The sequence below is a fragment of the Bacillus sp. CHD6a genome (assembly GCF_001293645.1).
In the GTDB taxonomy this organism is placed as follows: Bacteria; Bacillota; Bacilli; order Bacillales; family Bacillaceae_I; genus Sutcliffiella_A.
On record NZ_LBMD01000017.1, the window covers coordinates 32,715 to 50,572 of the forward strand.

A 17,858-nucleotide genomic window follows, 5' to 3' on the forward strand; every position below is an offset into this window, starting at 1 on the left:
TTGGAATGCGGCACCTTTTCCTGTTTTAATTCGCTTTTTTCTTTACTTTCACTTGCTTAATAACATTGTCCTCCATCTTCATTATATTGAAATGAAGGTGATGATATTCAAGCGATTCGCCCTCAGTCGGAATATGGCCAAGCTCTTTGAAAAGAAACCCTGCTATCGTGTCCTCTTCTTCTGGGACTTTTGTTTTGAACACTTCATTAAACCGTCTGATGGCAATTTTTCCATGACAGATGATTTGCATGTCCGTTAATTCTTCAATAAGAATCTCCCCAGATTCATCCGTTTCATCCTCAATCTCCTGTCCGATCATCGCTTCAATGATATCCTCGTGGCTGATAATTCCTGTCGTTCCTCCGTATTCATCAATAACAATCGCCATATGTTTCTTCTCTTTAAGCATCATCTTAAATACTTTCTCAATAGAAGTGGATTCAGCTACAAACAATGGGCTTGTGTCCATGAGATCCTTTATTTCTAAGTCGGGATTTAAAGACCAATTCAATAAAAATTTCGCATGAAATACCCCAACGATATTATCCATATTTTCTTTATAAACTGGATAACGGGTATAACTGCTTTCCATCACAAAGTTTCTTGCGTCTTCAAACGTTACATCACAAGGTAATCCGTGAATTTCAATCCTCGGAGTCTTCAATGCATCACGCACATCTTTCGTGTAAAAATCAATGGCACCGATGATATGCTGTGATTCTTCCTCGTAAAATGTACCCTCCGTCCGGCCGATATCTACCATCGTTTTAAGCTCTTCTTTAGAAAGGGTCGCTTCTTGGACCATTCCTCTTGATAGAAGACGGATGATAAAATTAGTCAGGATGGAAAGTAAAAAAATAAGAGGCTTTAACACATAAAGAAGAATAGAAATGACAGGTGCTACAATGAAAGCCACTTTATTTGCGAAAGTAGCGGCAATGGATTTTGGTACCACCTCAGCGCAAATAATCAGCACTACAGTCAGAACGGCTGTCGCAATTCCAACGTTCCAGCCGTAATCAATGGCAATTAGGGTTACAAGTGTTGGCAGCATGATATTGGCTATGTTATTCCCTATAAGAATAGCTGTAATAAACTGATCAGGGCGCTCAATCAATTTCAGCAGTTTCTGAGCAGCGACATCACCGTTCTCTGCTCGAATTTGAATTTTCATTCTGTTAACAGCTGTCAGTGCCGTTTCGCTACCTGACAAGAAAAAGGACATAAACAAGAAAAAAGCAATCGCAATAAACAAAGTATGTATTCCTCCTAAAATCAATTAGTTCTAATTTCCCCTTTTTATACTTCCGCATGCATTATCCATAATTTTATGGATTGACCTTTATGTTTTTCTCTAATATGCTTTATAGGTTATTCTATTATTAAACATATCCATAATTTAAATAATAATATAAACAATCTAAAAAGAAAAAGTTTAAGTAGAGATAGGAGAGAAAACAGTGGAAAAAGACTATAAACCTCAGTTAGATACCACGCTGATTTTTCTTATGGGGATTATGGTAGTAGCAAGTCTTTTTGCCTTGAAGAGCGTAGAACCCACATTACCACCAGTGTTACAGAACATAAACTTTATGCAAAAGCAATTAATGTGGTTTGTAGTCGGAGCAATTGGGATCGGCGTATCGCTATTAATACATTTTGACTACTTGCGAAATCTGGCTTGGATTACATACGGCATAGGAGTAGTGCTGTTACTAGGACTGGAGTTTAACGTCCCGTCTTCCCTTGTCAGCACCATTAAAGGGGCGACAAGTTGGTACACACTGCCGGGGCTTGGCAATATCCAACCATCCGAATTAATGAAAATATCCATCATATTAGTCCTAAGTAAAATTATTGCCGACCATCGTGCACAGTATGAGATAGCCACATTGCGCGACAGTTATCTTTTACTTGGGAAAATAATCGCGGCTTCCAGTATTCCATTATTCCTTGTAGCAAAACAGCCAGATATGGGAACAACCCTTGTATATTGTGCCATCATTGCAGCCATGATCCTTGTTTCGGGAATCAAATGGAGCATCATCCTATCGCTAGTCGGCGCAGCGCTTGGTTTCATTGCATTATTTTTATATATTTTCATTGCACATCCAACGTTTTTCCATACGTACCTAATCCCTGAATATCAATTAGACCGTTTCTACGGCTGGTTGAATCCCTATGAATATCAGGACGTACAAGGTTTCCAACTGGTAAGGTCCCTGCTTGCCATCGGGTCCGGGGAATACACAGGTTCAGGATACGGCCAGATGAATGTCTATCTGCCTGAAGCACACACAGACTTTATCTTTGCAGCCATCGCCAGCCAGTTCGGCTTCATGGGCGCGACGGTTGTCATCTCATTATTCTTTTTCTTAATCTATAAAATCACCTTCATCGCCATGGAGTGCCATGATACATACGGTACTTACCTTTGCGCAGGAGTTATCGGCATGCTGACTTTCCAAGTATTTCAGAACATTGGCATGACGATAGGTCTGCTTCCTATTACAGGAATTCCGCTCCCGTTTTTCAGCTACGGAGGGAGTTCGCTTCTGACGTATATGATCGCAGTCGGGATTGTATTGAATGTGCAGATGAGGACTCGGAAGTATTTTTTTGAATGATTTATGCGTGACCCTTACTGCTTGGAGTGGTAAGGGTTTTTTTATAAGTAAAAGCATATAAAAATCCGTTGATTTCCGTTCCAGGCGCTTCGCTTGCCTGCGGGCGGTCCATGAGCCTCCTCACTGCGTTGCGGGGTCTCACCTGTCCCTTCCTCCCGCGGGCGTCTGCGCGCCTTCCACTTCAATCAACTAGTAAATCACATTCACTTAAGGGCTAACAAGAGCAATTAACCAATGAGAAAAAGTTTATTGGATATAGATAGGTCGGGCTTTTTTTGTCCAGTTTTTTGAATGATAAAATTAATCTGTAACAAAACAACAACTCAAACGACTATTAGATAAAGATGTTCAAGGGGGAGTCCATTTGGGGGAGAGCAGGGAGGCTTTTATCCGTGATGTGTATCAGCCATATCACCAGGATGTGTACCAATATTGCCTTTATTTTACCAATAACATAGAAGAGGCAAAAGACCTCACACAGGAAACATTTATGAAGGCGTTACATAGTATAGGTAGTTTTCAGGGGAAGTCCAGTACGAGAACGTGGATTATTTCAATTGCCAGGAACACGACAATTGATTTTAATAGGAAAAGAAAGTTTCAACGGTTGTTGCCTGAGAAGTGGCGGCGGGAACAGTCAGGTGGAGGGGTGTCTCCATCAGAATTGGCTGATAAAGGGGCAGATTGGGAAGTGTTGCAACTGGCTTTAAGTAGGTTAAAAAAGGATTATCGGCAGGTCGTCATATTACGTGCTTTAAAGGATTTCTCAGTAAGGGAAACCTCAGAGATACTCGGATGGACGGAATCTAAGGTAAGAGTAACCTACCACCGGGCACTCCAAAAAATGAAACATTCCATCGGTTATGATACGGAAGGGGTGATCTTCTATGAAAAATAATACAGAATGGTTGGAACCCTTGAAGAATCGACCTGATTTGCTAATGGATGAAGCGACGTGCGAGCGAGTGGAAGTTGAATTGAGAGGAATGAATAGAGAGAAGAAAAGAGTGAGGTTATGGATACCCTCTGTAGCTGTTTCTGCCTTTATTGCGATGATACTGTTTGTAGGGGTACAAAATTTCCTCCCCGGAGGTAACGAGGATGACTTATCCGCCGAGATGAGGGAAACACTTACTGTGTTTCATGAAATGGGAGAACCAGCCTACTACTTTACCGTCTTGCCTTTTGAGCCTGAAAAGGTTTTTGCTACAGAAGTTCCGTTGAGTTTTACTAGAAGTGTGGAACTAAAATATGTTGGAAAGGAAGCAGATAATGAGTTGATTTCTATTAATATCTATTTTGACATGCAAGATGGGTTTAATTTCGATTCAATCGATTATCGAAAAAGTTTTGAAACTTTCAACGGTGATAGAATTGATTACTCCGTTAAACAGTCTAGGTCGGACCTTCAGGCGATATTTTGGATGCAAGATGGTGTAACATTTCAAGTGATGAACATGCATGATCCACTCACGCAAGCTGAAATTGAAGAACTCATCAATTCCATGAAAAAGTATGAATGATACGGGTTGTCTGATATATAATGGGAAGTAGAGAATAGAATCGGGGGGACAAGGATGTATATATTTGGATTAGTTTTATTTGCCATTAGTTTTGGGCTTATTGGATTCGGTGTGTTCACGACACTTGTCAGATCAGAAAAGAAAAAAGGTCGCATCTCACTTGTGGTTGGTACGTTATTTCTAATTACGACGTTTGTCATGTATACGTATTTCCCTTCAGCATCTGGTGAGGATCAAATTACGGTGGAGAGTGTGGCAGTGACAGAAGCTGAGAACGGTGCTTATCGTTGTTCGGTTACGGAGACGGATTATAATGGGCTAACTTATCATTATGAAGCGGCGAGCGAAGAGGATGCAGAGGCATTCTGTGGCCAGTTTGAGGAAGGAAAAGAGTATACGATTTCATTTGAATATGATTTAGATACTGAGGAATATACCTTGGTGGAGTTGGTAGGTCAGGAGTAATGATGAACACCTAAGGATGCGGTAGTTGCTGCACTTAGGTGTTTTTTATAAAGTGGGTTTTTGGAAACTAGGTTTTAGGTTTGAATTGGCGGGGAGGACCAAATGTCCGAAGATTTTCTGATTTTGACCGAAGATTTTTCGAAGTTGACCGAAGTTTTGGCAAAAGTGACCGAAGATTTCGTTATTTTGACCGAATGAATTTTTGGGTTGTCCAAAGGTGTTGAAAAGTTGATCGAACAGATACCCTTAATTGACCGAACCCCTTAAGAATGAAGGAAGAATTTGTCCGAACCGAGGGAAGAAATGACCGAACGCTCTTTAGACGTATCATAACGTGTGATTTTTGGGCTATTTTCACAAAAATCATCGTGATTTTACTAGCCACTTGAAATGATTCCCCCCACTCCAACCCCAATTACCTAAACCCACTTTTAATCTGACCAAAATCAATGATAAATGAGCTGGACTTTAGGATATCATTGTAAAATAAGAGAATATCCGAAAGATTTCAAAGCTGCATCGAAACGTGTTACTCTGCCTGTATCTAGCTCAAAATTGCTCTAAACACAAGCAAAACAAAATTCCTTATTGACCATGTGGTGCACCACACAGTTTAAACTGAACAAAGGAGGGCAAGAAATGTATAAAGTCAGTGAATTTTCCGAGATGACTGGGCTCAGCAAGGAGACTTTGCGCTATTATGCAGAAGTAAAGCTGATGGAGCCCGCCTATATCGATCCGAAAAATAACTACCGATATTATGATGATGGCAGTTATTTTCTTGCAGTGCTTTTGATGAAACTTAGAAGCTTTGGGTTCACCATCCAAGAGATGATTTTGGTAATGGAAGATGAATCATTTGCACACCTTGAGGACTTACTCATTCAAAAGAAAGAGGCTATCAAACTTCAAATAGAAGAGCTGCAACAAAAAACAGAAGAAATCGATGCCTTTTTGGCGTCAGGAATGGAGGAAGAACAATGATTCAATGGCAAGATGAACGGGTGATACCTGCCAATATCGAAAAAGTATGGGAGCTGTTCTTTGATAAAAACATCAAAAAAACCATGCCGAAAGTCGAGGAGCACACCCTAATAGAAAAGACAGAAACCGAGGTCGGCGCGAAACACCAACAAAAGTACCGTGAGGGCAAAAGGGTAGAAACCTATATCGTGGAGACCCTGGCTTATGAGGACAAGCCTGATAGGAAACATAAACAAATAGCGTTTGTACTCGGTAAAGCATTTGAGATCAATTTGTCTTTTACGCTGGAAAAGGTAGATGAGACACATACACGCTTTATTTATGCCGGACACAATAAAGGTGTCAACTTTGTAGGGCGGGCGATGTTGAAGCTTGGCAGCGAGAAGAGCAACAACAAAGTTGTGCAGGAGTACATGGACCGCGTGGAAACGGAAGCGCTGAAATAGAAAGGGAGCTGACGCAAAATAAAATGCGCAGCTCCCTGGTTTTATTTTGCAGAGGTGGGGGATGCTCTCTTTAGCTCAAAGAATAAATACCCCCCAATTAATGCATACATGACCAGGCTTGAAATCCACAACTGGTTGCCTTCCGATAAGTCTGTAAAACCGATTAAGTATTCGGGAACGATATAGAAGACCGGCAGAACAATGGATACAATCGTCTTACTCCAAATAGAAATTCCAATTAGAAACGAGATGGCCATACTCGCGACAATTAGATTTCCATAATAGCCGAGCAATATTATCGGCGACTCTATATAATTAGGCAGAAACATCAATCCTGCAAACAGTGCAATGGATAAAAAGCTGACTAAGTACAAGAAAAAGAATTCTTTAGCCTTGTTCAAGTTATTACTGGAAATATGTCGGAATGTCCACATGTAAGCAAGAAGCAAAATAATGCAAACTAGCGGATAACCAATCAGCTCCACCAAGAAGTATCGGAACCCACCAAAAATGATGTCCTTTAAGACAATTCCAGAAAATGCTCCAAGTATAAAGATGGGAACATATTTAGCCCAGCCTCGTACATCAAAGGACATTTCACCAGAGATCTGTTCCATGTATTCTTTAGGAGAGGTTCCGATAATATGCTCCACACTTTTATTATCTTTTTCCGCTTCGTATAAGTGCACCTCTAACTCATCGGTTATCTCATCAATTTCAGTCGTCTTTTTACCACAGGAAAAAAGGTAGACACGGAGATTTTCTATGAATGTTTGGCTTTTTTTAGATAATGGTAATTGGTTCATAAGAATAGCTCCTTTCTGTTAATGGGTTTTGTATGCGCGTTGAATCAATTTTCCTGTGGCAAGTAGAATAAGCGCGATGATAAGGTAAATCCACCATTCGATCAAAATGGTTGGGCCGAAATCAGGCAAAAGCCAGGAGAACAATAATATCAACGCGAAGGAGCCACCACCAAAAAGACCGGCTTTTAGATAGGCGCGTTTTGCTGCTTTCTTTTCACTGAAAAGACTAGAACGAACTAAGGTGAAGATTACTTTCACTCCTAGAGCGGAAACACCTAGTACAGCTAAAGCTAATACTATTAAATTTCCTATAGGAGAAGGTGCTTTTATCTCCGTAAATAAAGGAAGTATCAAGTGAACAATAGAAAGTACGAGAGCGAACCACCCTAAGGAATTACTGACCTGGGTACTGATGAAAGGAAAAACATCTCTTTTTTTATCTTTAGGCAGCCCTTCAATCAGTTCATCTGCATAAGCTTTAGGATCTGACCCTAGCAGTTCCGTTCCAGATCGCCCCTCATGTTGCGCTTCTAACATATGGTCGAGGAGGTCCATCAATAATTCCTCGCTTTCATATTCCGCTACTCTTAAATCCGTACGGATATATAAAAGAAAATCCTCATATAACCCCAAATTTTCATCATTCAACAGCTTTCGTTTTTCATTATTCTCTTCAATCAATCTTTTCGTATCTCTCATCTGTTTTCCCCTCTTTGCAATAATTGACTTACAGGACCTGCAATCAGCATCCACTCACTTGAGATCCGTTCAAGCTCTTCTTTTCCGGCTTCGGTTAGAAAATAATACTTTCTGTTTGGACCGGATGCAGAAGGACGCATTTCCCCTATGATGAATCCATTTTTTTGAAGGCGGAGCAGAACCGTATAGATGGTACCTTCGCTGATGTCGGGTAACCCGACTTTTTGCAGTTGCTGGGACAGTTCGTACCCATATACTGCGTTCTCCTCCACGATGGCCATGACGCAGGCATCGAGGATTCCTTTTAATAGCTGGCTTCTTGCTGCCATGTGTTCACCTACTTTGGTTGTAGTAAAAGGTAATATAACGGTCGGTATCTTGTATAACAAGGTACTAATCCAGAGTGTCGCTGCTATCTTGTATTACATGATACTCTCATTATATGTGCAGCTATCTTGTAATGCAAGGTATTATTGGGAAAATTTTAAAGGACTCTCTGTAACTGATGTAGAATTTTAAAACATAAGGAGTGATGACAATGAACATACAAACTAGCACTATCCATACATATGAAGAAGCTGTTGCTGTAATTAAAGAAGTGGGATTGCTTCCGCTGGCGCCGTTATTTGATGGTTATCCTTCACTTGGAGGCATGACGCCAAAAGAGGCATGGCATTCCGACACAGAGCAAGATCCGTGGATTTGGAGGACTCGATTTGCTGCAGATGGGGTGGCGGCTTATGGAAAATTCATAAAGAAAAAAGCGGTGTTCGTTTCGAAGGACTTACTTCCGCTGCTGCTTGCTGCACTAGCAAGTAAAGAAACCATGGAGGAGCGATATGAGAAAGGAGAAGTATCGCGTGTTGCTTTATCCCTTTTTGGGCTCATTTCAGAGAACCAGGGAATTGATACAAGAGATCTCCGTTCCAAAGCGGGAATGAAGGAAAAAGAAAAGAAGAAAGCCTTCGATCAAGCATTACTGGAGTTGCAAGGTAATCTGGATATTGTGGTATCTGGGACAAAAGAAAAGCAGGACGAACATGGCGAGAAGAATGGTTGGAGCAGTACATCCTATGAAACGATGAAGCATTGGTGTGACAGACATCATTTGGAACAGACGAGCATGACCAAGGAAGAAGCAACAGTCAAGCTAATAAACCATTTTGAAAGCTTTACATCGGTAGCGGCGATGAAAAAGTTAAAGAAGATTTTTTAGTCAATCGTTTGTTCAAAAGGAGAATTCATGGAACAACAAGAATTCACATAAAATAAAGGCGGGAATGTTTTATGGGTAACAAAATCAGTTTACTATGGCTTAAACTTTGCTTTCTATGCACAATTCTCTTCATCCTGCCAATCTACTATTCCTTAACAGGCTTGCTGTTGGCTGCCTATCTTTTGGCTGCGGGGATGTATTTGGCGCTTTATTTTTCTTTGCCGATTTGGAAAGAAAAATGGGTGGCCTATCTATTGGCAAGTGGAGCGGTGGTGATGGTGCAACACATTATCTTGACACAGTTTGATGTGTTGCCGTGGCTGTTGCTTTATTTTTTATTGCTGGATGGAATGCAATCTTCCGCTACCAAACAAGCAGTTCTCACGACAACAGCTGTTCTCTTGCCGGTTACAACCTCTTTTAGCGCTCTAGCAGTTTCTGATTTATTTTTCTATCATCTGTTTCTTTTCATCATGTTAATTGGGGTGGGGGCACTTATTCATCGGTACTACCGTGATAATGAGAAGTTTGATAGAGAGTGGAAAAGTTTGTTGGTGGAGTATCGTGCGTTGAAAAGGCAGGTCCTCGAAAATGAGGAGGTTGCCAGAGTGGAAGAGCGGAACCGGATTGCAAGGGATATTCATGATTCTGTTGGGCACCAGCTTACGGCGCTGATGATGCAACTGGCAGTAGCGGAGCAGGCAGCAGGGGAAGAGAAGGTTGCCTCCATTGTGAAGCAGTCCAAGCAACTGGCCCGGGAAAGCTTGGATGGGATGCGAAAAGCAGTGAAAGCCTTGCAGGGAGAAGAGGAACAGGGAATCGCATCTGTTATTCATTTGATCAGGAAATTAGAAGCGGAAAGTCAAATGAGAGTCCAGTTGACGACTAAGACGGGAGTGCTATCACAGCCCTTAAGTAATGAGCATAATATTGCCTTGTACCGGTTTGTGCAAGAAGGAATTACGAATGCAATGAGGCACGGTAGCTCAAAGGAAATTTCCATAACACTTGAGATTATCGGAGAACACAGCTTTCAGGTGAAAGTGGAAAATAAAATGGAGGTACCAAGGTACGTAGAAGAAGGATTTGGACTCCAAAATATGCGAAAGCGCATGGAAGGACTGAACGGTCGGATGGAGCGTGAAGTCACCGGGGGTTATTTTACAGTGAAGGGAATTTTCCCTTTGAAGGGAGTTACATATTAAGTGATTAATATATTGCTAGCGGAGGACCAGGCGTTGGTTCGGCAAGGGATAAAGATGATGATTGAACAGCATCCTTCGTTTCGGGTTGTGGCGGAAGTCGCAAACGGGAGGGAAGCTGTGGAGGCATATGAGAACCATCTGGTGGACTTGGTGCTGATGGACGTAAGGATGCCAGTCATGACTGGGATTGAAGCGACAAAGGTAATCAGGCAGCGTGACCCGAAAGCGAAAGTATTGATACTGACCACATTTGCAGATGATGAGTATGCAATGGACGCGTTAAAGCTTGGGGCATTGGGCTATCTTCTGAAGGACGCCGATGCTGCGAGTCTTTTGTCCTCGATCGAGAGCTGCTTGAATGGAGGAATTTCCCTCGATGCTTCTGTAGCGGGTAAGGTGGTGCCGAGATTGATTAACCAGACTCCGGAACCCTCTAGTCTGGAGATGGTTGAATTGACCAGCAGGGAGAGGTCGATTTTACAGCTAGTCGGGGACGGGAAAAATAATCAGGAGATTGCAGAAACCTTGCACCTGTCTATTGGCACGGTGAAGAATCATGTGACGGTTATTTTGCAGAAGCTTGGGCTGAGGGACCGGACGCAGCTTGCGATTTTTGCGATTCGGAATGGGGTTGTGTAGGCGTGCGTTATAATTTTCCAATATCATCCATATGTAGACCTGAAGAGCATTAAAAATGGAGAGTTCGGTCAAATAGAAGGGCTCTTTACGCCCGTAGCAAGGAACCCTACACGTTCAGTCTAATAGAGCACTTCTTACAGTCCTAACAGAAAGCAATACCCGCAAAAACACCTAATGTCACCCCGAGCCAATAAAAGGAGGACGTAAATGGATCCAAACCAATATAATTTGCATATGGAAACACGACTTGAACGGATAAAGCAACGAGTCAAGGGTAAAAAGTCCGGAACCTATTCAAATGACGAATGGAGTGGGTGGGTGCAACAAATAGAGAACGAGAGAGGGCTACGGATGATGAATACCGTTCTTTTTCTCCTGCTGTCTGCATCCTTCTTTTTAGGATCTACTCCGTTAATTTTCCTTTTTTTCTCTATATTGGCTTATATGTGGGGGAACTTTTACTATCTCACCCATGTGGCCAAAAAGCTTGAGATCCACATACTCGAAGAGAAGTTAAAGCTGTTCAATGAAGATGAGGGGATGTTAAGACTTAGAATCACTCACAACAGTTTGCTTCCGATATTTTTCGGAAGGCTTAGAGTGGGAACGGACAAAAACATACTGTTTCAACATGGGGAAGAGCAAATACATATGAACCAGTTACATTTTAATTTTCACCAAGTTGGGCGGAGTCACTGGGAGGTCATCCTTCCTTTTACGGCTGTGAAAAGAGGCGTGGCTCAGCTCCGACTGTTCGATATGGAAATTGATTCTTTCTTTGGATGGGGAAAAGTATACCTTCAGACAAGAGACAAAATGGAGTTTGAGGTCATCGTATATCCGAGAAGCGAGAAGGTAGCGGGGTTTGAAAAAATCTTTCCAAAGAAGCAAGGAGAGCAGCCGAGTAGAAGTTCCCTGTTTGAAGAGAAAAGCAGAGTACTTGGTACAAGGAATTATGTACCTGGTGATCCTTTCGGAAACATTCATTGGAAGGCCACGGCTAGAATGAACAGCCTGCAGTCCAAAGTGTACGATCGGACTACCCAACTATCGTGGCTTTTTGTCATCGATATCAGTACCAGCAACTTTGAGGACAAAATGCGTGGCATAGCATTTCTCCTACACTATGCGACGAAGCACAACATTTCCTTCTCGATACTGGTGAATATTAAGAAACTCGGGATTCCATCGTATATTGTGATGAATTCAGGGGAGGGCAAGCAACAACTGTACGCTGGAATGATGCTTTTAGCCCGGATCAAGGTGGAGAACGTAATGATTCCATCCATGACGTTTGGACAAATTCTACACCAGCATGCAGTAAGGCATCCTTATGTAATTGCATGTGCGGAGCAAGTGGTGATAGAGACGTGGAATTTACCTGCTTCTACGGAGGGATTTGCTTTGGAGTCTATGGGCGATGGTGTGAAGCTGATGAAACTGCGGGAAGGCATGAAGCAACAGGGAATTTTTATGAAGCATGCTTAAAGCTCGAAAATTTATTCGGGCTTTTTTGTCGTCTAGACTTGTCTAAACGCCCGAAGGCCAAGAGAGTCCATCCGTTCTGTCTAATAGAAATCCGTCCGCCACAAAAAATGACTAAAGTCACCCCTGCCTCCCGCAAACTAATGACCTTCTTCAGGTTAATTTGCCCCAAGACGATAGTATAGTAGAAGTAACAAAGGGGGCCGCGAAAACATGCTAGAAGCCATTCAACTAACAAAAATATTCAAAAACACGCAAGCCGTTAAAGGCGTAAATTTATATCTGGAGAAAGGGGAGACAGTGGGGCTGCTTGGGCCTAACGGGGCCGGAAAATCCACTACTATCTCTATGCTTTCCTCCCTTGTGCAGCCCACAAGCGGGGACGTACTCCTGAAGGGGGAAAGTGTCAAAGAACAACCGCAACACCTCAGAGAAATTCTCGGTGTCGTACCGCAAGAGATCGCCGTATTTCCGGAACTAACAGCCTATGAAAATATGAGCTTTTTCGGAAAGATATACAAACTGCCCAAAAGTGAGATAAAGCAGCGTATTGAAGAAGTTCTTACGTTAGTTGGTCTCGAACAACGCCAAAAAGAATCGGTAAAGCAATTTTCCGGAGGGATGAAGCGCCGTCTTAATATTGCGGTTGCCTTACTCCACCGGCCCGAAATCCTCATTATGGATGAACCGACTGTCGGTATCGATCCACAATCTAGGAATTACATCCTTGAAACAGTAAAAAAGCTAAACGAAGAAAAAGGAATTACCGTACTCTATACAAGTCATTACATGGAGGAAGTGGAGTTTCTTTGTCAGAGGCTCTATATCATGGACCGCGGGGAAGTGATAGCCTCTGGGACAAAAGATGAAGTGAAGAATATCCTTTCCTCGGAACATACCATTGAGGTCGAAGTGGAAAAGGTCCATCCGGCATTCATTGAAAAGTTGGAGTCCATCCCCGCCATATCATCCGTAACCACCTTGGATAAGAAAATCATCCTATTGGCTCCAAAGAAAATCAACCTTTTAGAAGATGTCTTTGATGCAGCCAAACAAACAGACAGTCCGCTAAAAGGAATACAAATTAAAGCGCCGACCCTTGAGGATGTCTTTTTGCATCTGACAGGTCGCAAGCTTCGAGATTAGGGGGGCGCCAATATGTTAAGTGCATTTATTAAAAAAGACCTCCTTCATTTGCTACGAGATAAAAAAGAAGTCCTGATATTGCTTGCGATGCCTTTTGTATTAATTACAATCCTTGGTTTTGCTTTAGGAAGCAACTCTAGTGAAGAAATCACCCTTAATGCGCAAGTAGCGGTGCTAGACCAAGGAGATCTTCAAACAGATTTAGAAAAGTTTAATGAATGGATGCTGTCAGAAAACATTCCTGAGGAAGCCAGAACGCAGATTTTAGAAGCAGCCGAACAGACCTCGTTGCCCGAATTACTAGTAGATACTGTAATGAAAGAGGAGCTTCAAGATTTGCTAAAAGTAAAAGAAGAAACAGACCTGGATACGACTTTGAATAATGACGAATATGCTGGGGTCTTGCAATTTCCAGAAGGTCTTCGCCTTGAAACATGGAAAGGACAATTCTTTAAACAGGAAACAACCAAAGATCTACAGCTCTACCTAAACGAAGACAAGGGATTGGAAGCTAGTGTCATCTCAGATGTGGTCGAAGATTTTACAAATCAGATGCGGCTGCAAACGGTGTTGACGCAAGAGGCACAGCAATCAAACCAAGCTCCACCGGATTTTAAATCAATAGCCCAGGTCACAAGTGAAACTGTAACAGTGGACGGCAAGGTGCCGGTGAATTCTTTTGGTTATTTTGCAGTTGGAATGAGTACGATGTTTGCTTTATATGTCGTGTCCTTTGTCGCTGGCTATGCTTATTCCGAAAAAGCCACTTTTGTGTATGATCGAATCCTGCTCACCAATACAAATCCCTGGATGTACGCGTCTAGCAAGTGGTTTTCCGCCGTATTGATATGCTTTCTTCAATTGTGTGCGTTATACGGGTTGGCGGCAATAATTTACCAGGTGATCTGGTCGGATATTCTTGCTTTCCTCACCATTACACTGTTCTTCAGCTTTGTGGTAGGCTCGATGGCAGTGCTGATCACCGCCTTGAATTACCGTTTTGAAACACAACGGGTATCCACGATGTTTTCAGGATTTCTGGTCAGTGTGTTTGCATTCTTGGGCGGAAGTTTTGTTCCTTGGAATGAGGTGTCCGACACCATGCTTACGATTGCATCCTACACACCGAATGGTGCCGCGTTGCAAGGTTATTTGAAAATATTAAGTGGTGGAGAGTTGTCGCAAGTGACTAGTAACCTTTTCCGTCTTGTAGTGGTGAGCATTGCCCTCCTCCTAATAGCCATTCCTATTTTTCCTAAAAGGAGGTTGATTTAAATGAGGGCGATCTTAATTAACCATTTTCAACATTTGAGAAGACAGCCATTTGCTGTTATTGGCATGATAGTTTTAACATTTGTTTTTGCACTAGCACTTGGACAGGTGAATCATACCGAACCGGTAGAGCTCCCTGTATTTTCAACCACCCTTTCTGAGGCGGAACAAGTAGAACTGATTCAGGCGCTGAATGTCAAAGCGGAGAATACCATCTTTGTTTCAGAAAAAGAATCCGCCATAATGGCTAAACTTGAAAAAGGCACCATCGACATGGCACTGCAATTAGAGCAGGATAGCTACAAACTTTATCTTAATGCCACCACTCCCAACACCTCCTTAATAGAGGCTCATGTTACCAACGTGTTGCAGTCAGAGCAGACACTTTCCGACGCAGCTCAGAGACTGGATGTGCCAAAGGATGAATTGAGGGGAAAAATAAATGAAAGCCGCGGTTTGTTTACAGTTTCCGAAAAATCATTTAAAGAGAGTGAATTCATCTATGATGCCTCTCTGCAGGCTTTGTTCGGATTCTCACTTTTCTTTGTCATCTTTACTGTTACCTTCACGGTAAGTACTATTTTGGAGCAAAAGAGAAACGGAATGTGGAACAGGATGATCTTGTCTCCCTTAACGAAAGTACAACTGTACTTGGGGCATGTTAGCTTCAGCTTTATACTTGGGTACGCGCAGTTGGCCTTAGTTTTCTCCTTTTTCCACTTCGTATTGGGAGTGGAACTCAAAGGAGGATACCCCATGATACTCTTAGTGATCATCCCATTTTTGTTTGCAATTGTGTCCCTTGGAATACTGATTAGCGCAATTGCTACCAATCCGAGGCAATTAGATGCCGTCATTCCCTTAATTTCAGTGAGTATGGCCATGATCGGGGGCGCCTACTGGCCACTTGAAATCGTTCAGTCTGAGGTTTTGCTCACCTTGTCTAAACTGATTCCGATAACATACGGGATGGAGATGCTAAAAGGTGCAACGATCTTGGATTGGTCTTTATCTCAATTCTTGCTTCCTGCTTCCGTATTATTTTGCATGGGTGTCCTCTTTATGGGAATTGGATTAAACCTGATGGAGCGGAAAGCAACGGTGTGAATTTTTCGAAAAATACTGACTTCTCCTTTGTTTCTTAACATTTAACATTGTATGACGATAAAATGATTATCTGTTAAAACAAAGGAGTTAAATACATGTTTACATCATTACGAGGCAAACTGGTTATGTCATTTTTACTACTAATATTTTTAATCATTGCCAGTGTAGGCGTCATCACATATAGTCAAGCAAAGCAAAAAATTGATCATGACGTCGTGCAAAACGCAGAAGTTGCAATGGAAGATTTGGAAGAGACTATTCATATCTACTTAGATAACTATTCCAAAGTACTTAATTCCTTTGGGAGCACCTCATTAGTGGATAACTTTATAATTGAAAGGTCCGCGGAAAATGAAGCGACCATGTTACAAGGTTTCGATCAGATATTAGGAAATTTTCCTGACATGCAGTTTATTTACTTAGCAACGCAGGACAAAAAATTCTATTCTTCACCTGACTCGGAACTTCCCTCAGATTTCGATCCGACAACACGAACATGGTATATAAAGGCTATGCAGAGCCCGGGTGAGGTTATCTATACAGATGTCTATGAGGATACGAGTACAGGGGAACCAGTCATCACCTTAGCAAAAGCTGTAAAAGGAGATGGAATTGTGCAGGGGGTGCTGGCCACAGATATTAATGTTTCTGCCCTGGAAGAGCTGGTTGCCAAAAAACAACTTGGAAATGGGGGATACAGCATTCTTTTGGACAATAATGGTGTTGCATTAGTTCATCCTACCTTAACCGGGGAAAATCTATTGGATATGGACCTTCCGTTTATTGATAATATTTACAAAGAGGAAGCGCAAGGCGTTCAACGGTATACATTCGAAGGAGATAAACGAGTACTAGCTTTTAGTACCATTGATGAAACGGGTTGGAAAATTGGAGGTGTCTTCCTAGAGAAAAACATGCTTCAATTGGCTAATAGCATTCTAAAAACCATCCTTATTGTGGGATTGCTTGCTCTAGTGTTGGCAACTATATCTACCATTCTATTAGCACGATATATCACCCAGCCTATCCTACGATTAAATGCAGAGGTTACAAAAGTTGCAGATGGAGATCTGACAGGTGATATTGAAGTAAAGTCTAAAGATGAAATTGGCGTGTTGGCTGCGTCCTTCCACACCATGCTTGTTAACATGCGCGAGATGATTGGAACGGTGGCGGATTCTTCTCAAAAAGTGAAGGCGTCTGTGGAAGACATGAGCGCTGTGACGGAAGAAGTTTCTGCAACAAGCGAAGAGATGAACCGTGCAATTGAGGAGCTTTCAAAAGGTGCAGTCCAGCAGGCAACCGATCTAGAGGGAACAAGCGCCCGTACTCAGAACCTGGCGGATAATATCGAGGATGTCTTATCCAAGCAAGATGACCTTGAAGCACTTTCTGGACAAATCATTTCCGCTAACGAGACGGGTGTGCGAAAGCTCGAAGTACTTCAGAACCACACAAATGAATCAACGGAAATTGTGACACGCCTTAATGGATTGATGTCCCAGTTTACAGAAAAGATTAAAAGTATTGAAGAAATCACGCTTACCATCAATGAGATTTCTAATCAAACAAACCTGTTGGCGTTAAATGCAAGCATTGAAGCGGCACGCGCCGGTGAACACGGCCGTGGGTTTGCGGTGGTGGCAACGGAAGTAAGAAAGCTTGCCGAACAAACAGCAGACTCGACCCAGCACATTAAAGAGACCATTTCCAGCATTCAAGAAGAGTCCAAGGTGATTTTGGAAGAGATGGAGAGAACGAACAATATCTCTAGCGAACAAAGCCTTGCTGTAACGGAAACCGGCGAATCATTCGGAGAAATCGCGACCAATATCCGCTCTATTATTGGATTCATTGAAAACATTATGACCAACATGAATGCCATGAATGAGTCAAAAGAAGAAGTGCTCGCTTCTGTTCAAAGCATCTCTGCCATTGCCGAGCAGTCTGCTGCGGGTACGGAAGAAATTGCGGCATCCACAGACGAGCAAGTGAAGGCAATTAGCAGTATTGCTTATTCAGCCGAGGAACTGCTTGCCATGAGTGAGAACTTGAGTGAGCTGATAAAGAAATTTAAGTTGTAGAATTTTGTTAGACCCCGGCCAGGTGGATGATTAGATGGCCGGGGTTTTTTAGTTGTGTTGCAGAGCATGCGCCGCAGGTTTAGAAGCTGGGTTGTTAGGGTGGCCATGCATGCTTGCTGGTGGGTTTTTGTTGATATATTGCTAGATTTCTTGA

At 42.3% G+C, this 17,858-nt stretch carries 19 protein-coding genes and 1 pseudogene; 15 read left to right on the top strand and 5 right to left on the bottom strand.

The genetic code is table 11. From position 1 onward, the window contains the following. Nucleotides 1–25: 25 nt before the first annotated feature. Entirely contained in the window at nucleotides 26–1,255 is a 1,230-nt protein-coding gene (locus AAV98_RS13650) for a hemolysin family protein (protein ID WP_060666112.1), read from the bottom strand. Nucleotides 1,256–1,460: 205 nt separating this feature from the next. Between AAV98_RS13650 and AAV98_RS13655 the strand changes: the two genes are divergently transcribed. Beyond that, nucleotides 1,461–2,627 carry an FtsW/RodA/SpoVE family cell cycle protein gene (locus AAV98_RS13655; protein WP_082380896.1) on the top strand — a complete coding sequence of 389 codons (1,167 nt, stop codon included), beginning with the start codon at nucleotides 1,461–1,463 and terminating at the stop codon, nucleotides 2,625–2,627. Nucleotide 2,628: 1 nt separating this feature from the next. On the opposite strand, the gene AAV98_RS20295 is transcribed toward AAV98_RS13655, so the two are convergent. Next, nucleotides 2,629–2,769, bottom strand: a complete 141-nt coding sequence (locus AAV98_RS20295; protein ID WP_156317776.1) for a hypothetical protein — start codon at nucleotides 2,767–2,769, stop codon at nucleotides 2,629–2,631. Between the two features lie 222 nt (nucleotides 2,770–2,991). Here AAV98_RS20295 and AAV98_RS13660 point away from each other — a divergent pair, with 222 nt between their 5' ends. From AAV98_RS13660 to AAV98_RS13680, 5 genes are all read left to right on the top strand, one after another. Next, nucleotides 2,992–3,525 carry an RNA polymerase sigma factor gene (locus AAV98_RS13660; protein WP_060666113.1) on the top strand — a complete coding sequence of 178 codons (534 nt, stop codon included), beginning with the start codon at nucleotides 2,992–2,994 and terminating at the stop codon, nucleotides 3,523–3,525. Further along, on the top strand, nucleotides 3,515–4,150 hold the full coding sequence (locus AAV98_RS13665; RefSeq protein WP_060666114.1) for a hypothetical protein: 636 nt from the start codon (nucleotides 3,515–3,517) through the stop codon (nucleotides 4,148–4,150). Before AAV98_RS13660 ends, AAV98_RS13665 begins: the two co-directional genes overlap by 11 nt. A 54-nt stretch (nucleotides 4,151–4,204) precedes the next feature. Then, complete coding sequence (locus tag AAV98_RS13670) at nucleotides 4,205–4,615, top strand: hypothetical protein (protein WP_060666115.1); 411 nt, start codon at nucleotides 4,205–4,207, stop codon at nucleotides 4,613–4,615. A 639-nt stretch (nucleotides 4,616–5,254) separates the two neighbouring features. Next, nucleotides 5,255–5,599, top strand: coding sequence for a MerR family transcriptional regulator (locus AAV98_RS13675; protein WP_060666116.1), 345 nt, complete (start codon nucleotides 5,255–5,257; stop codon nucleotides 5,597–5,599). Further along, nucleotides 5,596–6,045, top strand: coding sequence for an SRPBCC family protein (locus AAV98_RS13680; protein ID WP_060666117.1), 450 nt, complete (start codon nucleotides 5,596–5,598; stop codon nucleotides 6,043–6,045). Before AAV98_RS13675 ends, AAV98_RS13680 begins: the two co-directional genes overlap by 4 nt. A gap of 41 nt (nucleotides 6,046–6,086) precedes the next feature. Here the strand turns inward: AAV98_RS13680 and AAV98_RS13685 are convergent, their stop codons facing one another. Genes AAV98_RS13685 through AAV98_RS13695 form a run of 3 tightly spaced genes read right to left on the bottom strand, consistent with a single transcriptional unit; the run spans nucleotide 6,087 to nucleotide 7,879 of the window. Continuing rightward, nucleotides 6,087–6,851: an HAAS domain-containing protein gene (locus AAV98_RS13685; RefSeq protein WP_060666118.1), complete on the bottom strand. Its 765-nt coding sequence runs from the start codon at nucleotides 6,849–6,851 to the stop codon at nucleotides 6,087–6,089. 18 nt (nucleotides 6,852–6,869) lie between these two features. Continuing rightward, a complete protein-coding gene (locus AAV98_RS13690; protein WP_060666119.1) occupies nucleotides 6,870–7,550 on the bottom strand; it encodes a DUF1129 family protein in 681 nt (226 codons plus the stop codon). Then, nucleotides 7,547–7,879, bottom strand: coding sequence for a PadR family transcriptional regulator (locus AAV98_RS13695; RefSeq protein WP_060666120.1), 333 nt, complete (start codon nucleotides 7,877–7,879; stop codon nucleotides 7,547–7,549). Before AAV98_RS13695 ends, AAV98_RS13690 begins: the two co-directional genes overlap by 4 nt. Nucleotides 7,880–8,088: 209 nt before the next feature. Here AAV98_RS13695 and AAV98_RS13700 point away from each other — a divergent pair, with 209 nt between their 5' ends. The 9 genes and pseudogenes from AAV98_RS13700 (at nucleotide 8,089) to AAV98_RS20945 (ending at nucleotide 17,704) form a co-directional block, all read left to right on the top strand. After that, on the top strand, nucleotides 8,089–8,766 hold the full coding sequence (locus AAV98_RS13700) for an AlkZ-related protein (RefSeq protein ID WP_060666121.1): 678 nt from the start codon (nucleotides 8,089–8,091) through the stop codon (nucleotides 8,764–8,766). 71 nt (nucleotides 8,767–8,837) lie between these two features. Continuing rightward, a complete protein-coding gene (locus AAV98_RS13705) occupies nucleotides 8,838–9,971 on the top strand; it encodes a sensor histidine kinase (RefSeq protein WP_060666122.1) in 1,134 nt (377 codons plus the stop codon). Then, the gene (locus tag AAV98_RS13710; RefSeq protein ID WP_060666123.1) at nucleotides 9,972–10,610 is read left to right on the top strand and encodes a response regulator transcription factor; all 639 of its coding nucleotides are present in this window, start codon (nucleotides 9,972–9,974) and stop codon (nucleotides 10,608–10,610) included. Between the two features lie 207 nt (nucleotides 10,611–10,817). Next, a complete protein-coding gene (locus AAV98_RS13715; protein WP_060666124.1) occupies nucleotides 10,818–12,098 on the top strand; it encodes a DUF58 domain-containing protein in 1,281 nt (426 codons plus the stop codon). Nucleotides 12,099–12,308: 210 nt separating this feature from the next. Then, nucleotides 12,309–13,241, top strand: a complete 933-nt coding sequence (locus AAV98_RS13720; RefSeq protein ID WP_060666125.1) for an ABC transporter ATP-binding protein — start codon at nucleotides 12,309–12,311, stop codon at nucleotides 13,239–13,241. 12 nt (nucleotides 13,242–13,253) lie between these two features. Next, the gene (locus AAV98_RS13725; RefSeq protein WP_060666126.1) at nucleotides 13,254–14,516 is read left to right on the top strand and encodes an ABC transporter permease; all 1,263 of its coding nucleotides are present in this window, start codon (nucleotides 13,254–13,256) and stop codon (nucleotides 14,514–14,516) included. Continuing rightward, the gene (locus AAV98_RS13730) at nucleotides 14,517–15,620 is read left to right on the top strand and encodes an ABC transporter permease (RefSeq protein ID WP_060666127.1); all 1,104 of its coding nucleotides are present in this window, start codon (nucleotides 14,517–14,519) and stop codon (nucleotides 15,618–15,620) included. 236 nt (nucleotides 15,621–15,856) lie between these two features. Beyond that, nucleotides 15,857–16,762: pseudogene (locus AAV98_RS20940) on the top strand (cache domain-containing protein); the annotation flags it as partial. A gap of 111 nt (nucleotides 16,763–16,873) precedes the next feature. Further along, nucleotides 16,874–17,704: a methyl-accepting chemotaxis protein gene (locus tag AAV98_RS20945; protein WP_442853684.1), complete on the top strand. Its 831-nt coding sequence runs from the start codon at nucleotides 16,874–16,876 to the stop codon at nucleotides 17,702–17,704. The last annotated feature ends 154 nt before the right edge of the window (nucleotides 17,705–17,858 follow it).

Excerpts from the sequence above, each read along its gene's own strand:
- AAV98_RS13665 (WP_060666114.1), top strand. The coding sequence starts at position 3,515 with ATGAAAAATAATACAGAATGGTTGGAACCCTTGAAGAATCGACCTGAT.
- AAV98_RS13670 (WP_060666115.1), top strand. The coding sequence starts at position 4,205 with ATGTATATATTTGGATTAGTTTTATTTGCCATTAGTTTTGGGCTTATT.
- AAV98_RS13675 (WP_060666116.1), top strand. The coding sequence starts at position 5,255 with ATGTATAAAGTCAGTGAATTTTCCGAGATGACTGGGCTCAGCAAGGAG.
- AAV98_RS13680 (WP_060666117.1), top strand. The coding sequence starts at position 5,596 with ATGATTCAATGGCAAGATGAACGGGTGATACCTGCCAATATCGAAAAA.
- AAV98_RS13685 (WP_060666118.1), bottom strand. The coding sequence starts at position 6,851 with ATGAACCAATTACCATTATCTAAAAAAAGCCAAACATTCATAGAAAAT.
- AAV98_RS13690 (WP_060666119.1), bottom strand. The coding sequence starts at position 7,550 with ATGAGAGATACGAAAAGATTGATTGAAGAGAATAATGAAAAACGAAAG.
- AAV98_RS13695 (WP_060666120.1), bottom strand. The coding sequence starts at position 7,879 with ATGGCAGCAAGAAGCCAGCTATTAAAAGGAATCCTCGATGCCTGCGTC.
- AAV98_RS13700 (WP_060666121.1), top strand. The coding sequence starts at position 8,089 with ATGAACATACAAACTAGCACTATCCATACATATGAAGAAGCTGTTGCT.
- AAV98_RS13705 (WP_060666122.1), top strand. The coding sequence starts at position 8,838 with ATGGGTAACAAAATCAGTTTACTATGGCTTAAACTTTGCTTTCTATGC.
- AAV98_RS13715 (WP_060666124.1), top strand. The coding sequence starts at position 10,818 with ATGGATCCAAACCAATATAATTTGCATATGGAAACACGACTTGAACGG.
- AAV98_RS13720 (WP_060666125.1), top strand. The coding sequence starts at position 12,309 with ATGCTAGAAGCCATTCAACTAACAAAAATATTCAAAAACACGCAAGCC.
- AAV98_RS13725 (WP_060666126.1), top strand. The coding sequence starts at position 13,254 with ATGTTAAGTGCATTTATTAAAAAAGACCTCCTTCATTTGCTACGAGAT.
- AAV98_RS13730 (WP_060666127.1), top strand. The coding sequence starts at position 14,517 with ATGAGGGCGATCTTAATTAACCATTTTCAACATTTGAGAAGACAGCCA.
- AAV98_RS20945 (WP_442853684.1), top strand. The coding sequence starts at position 16,874 with ATGAACCGTGCAATTGAGGAGCTTTCAAAAGGTGCAGTCCAGCAGGCA.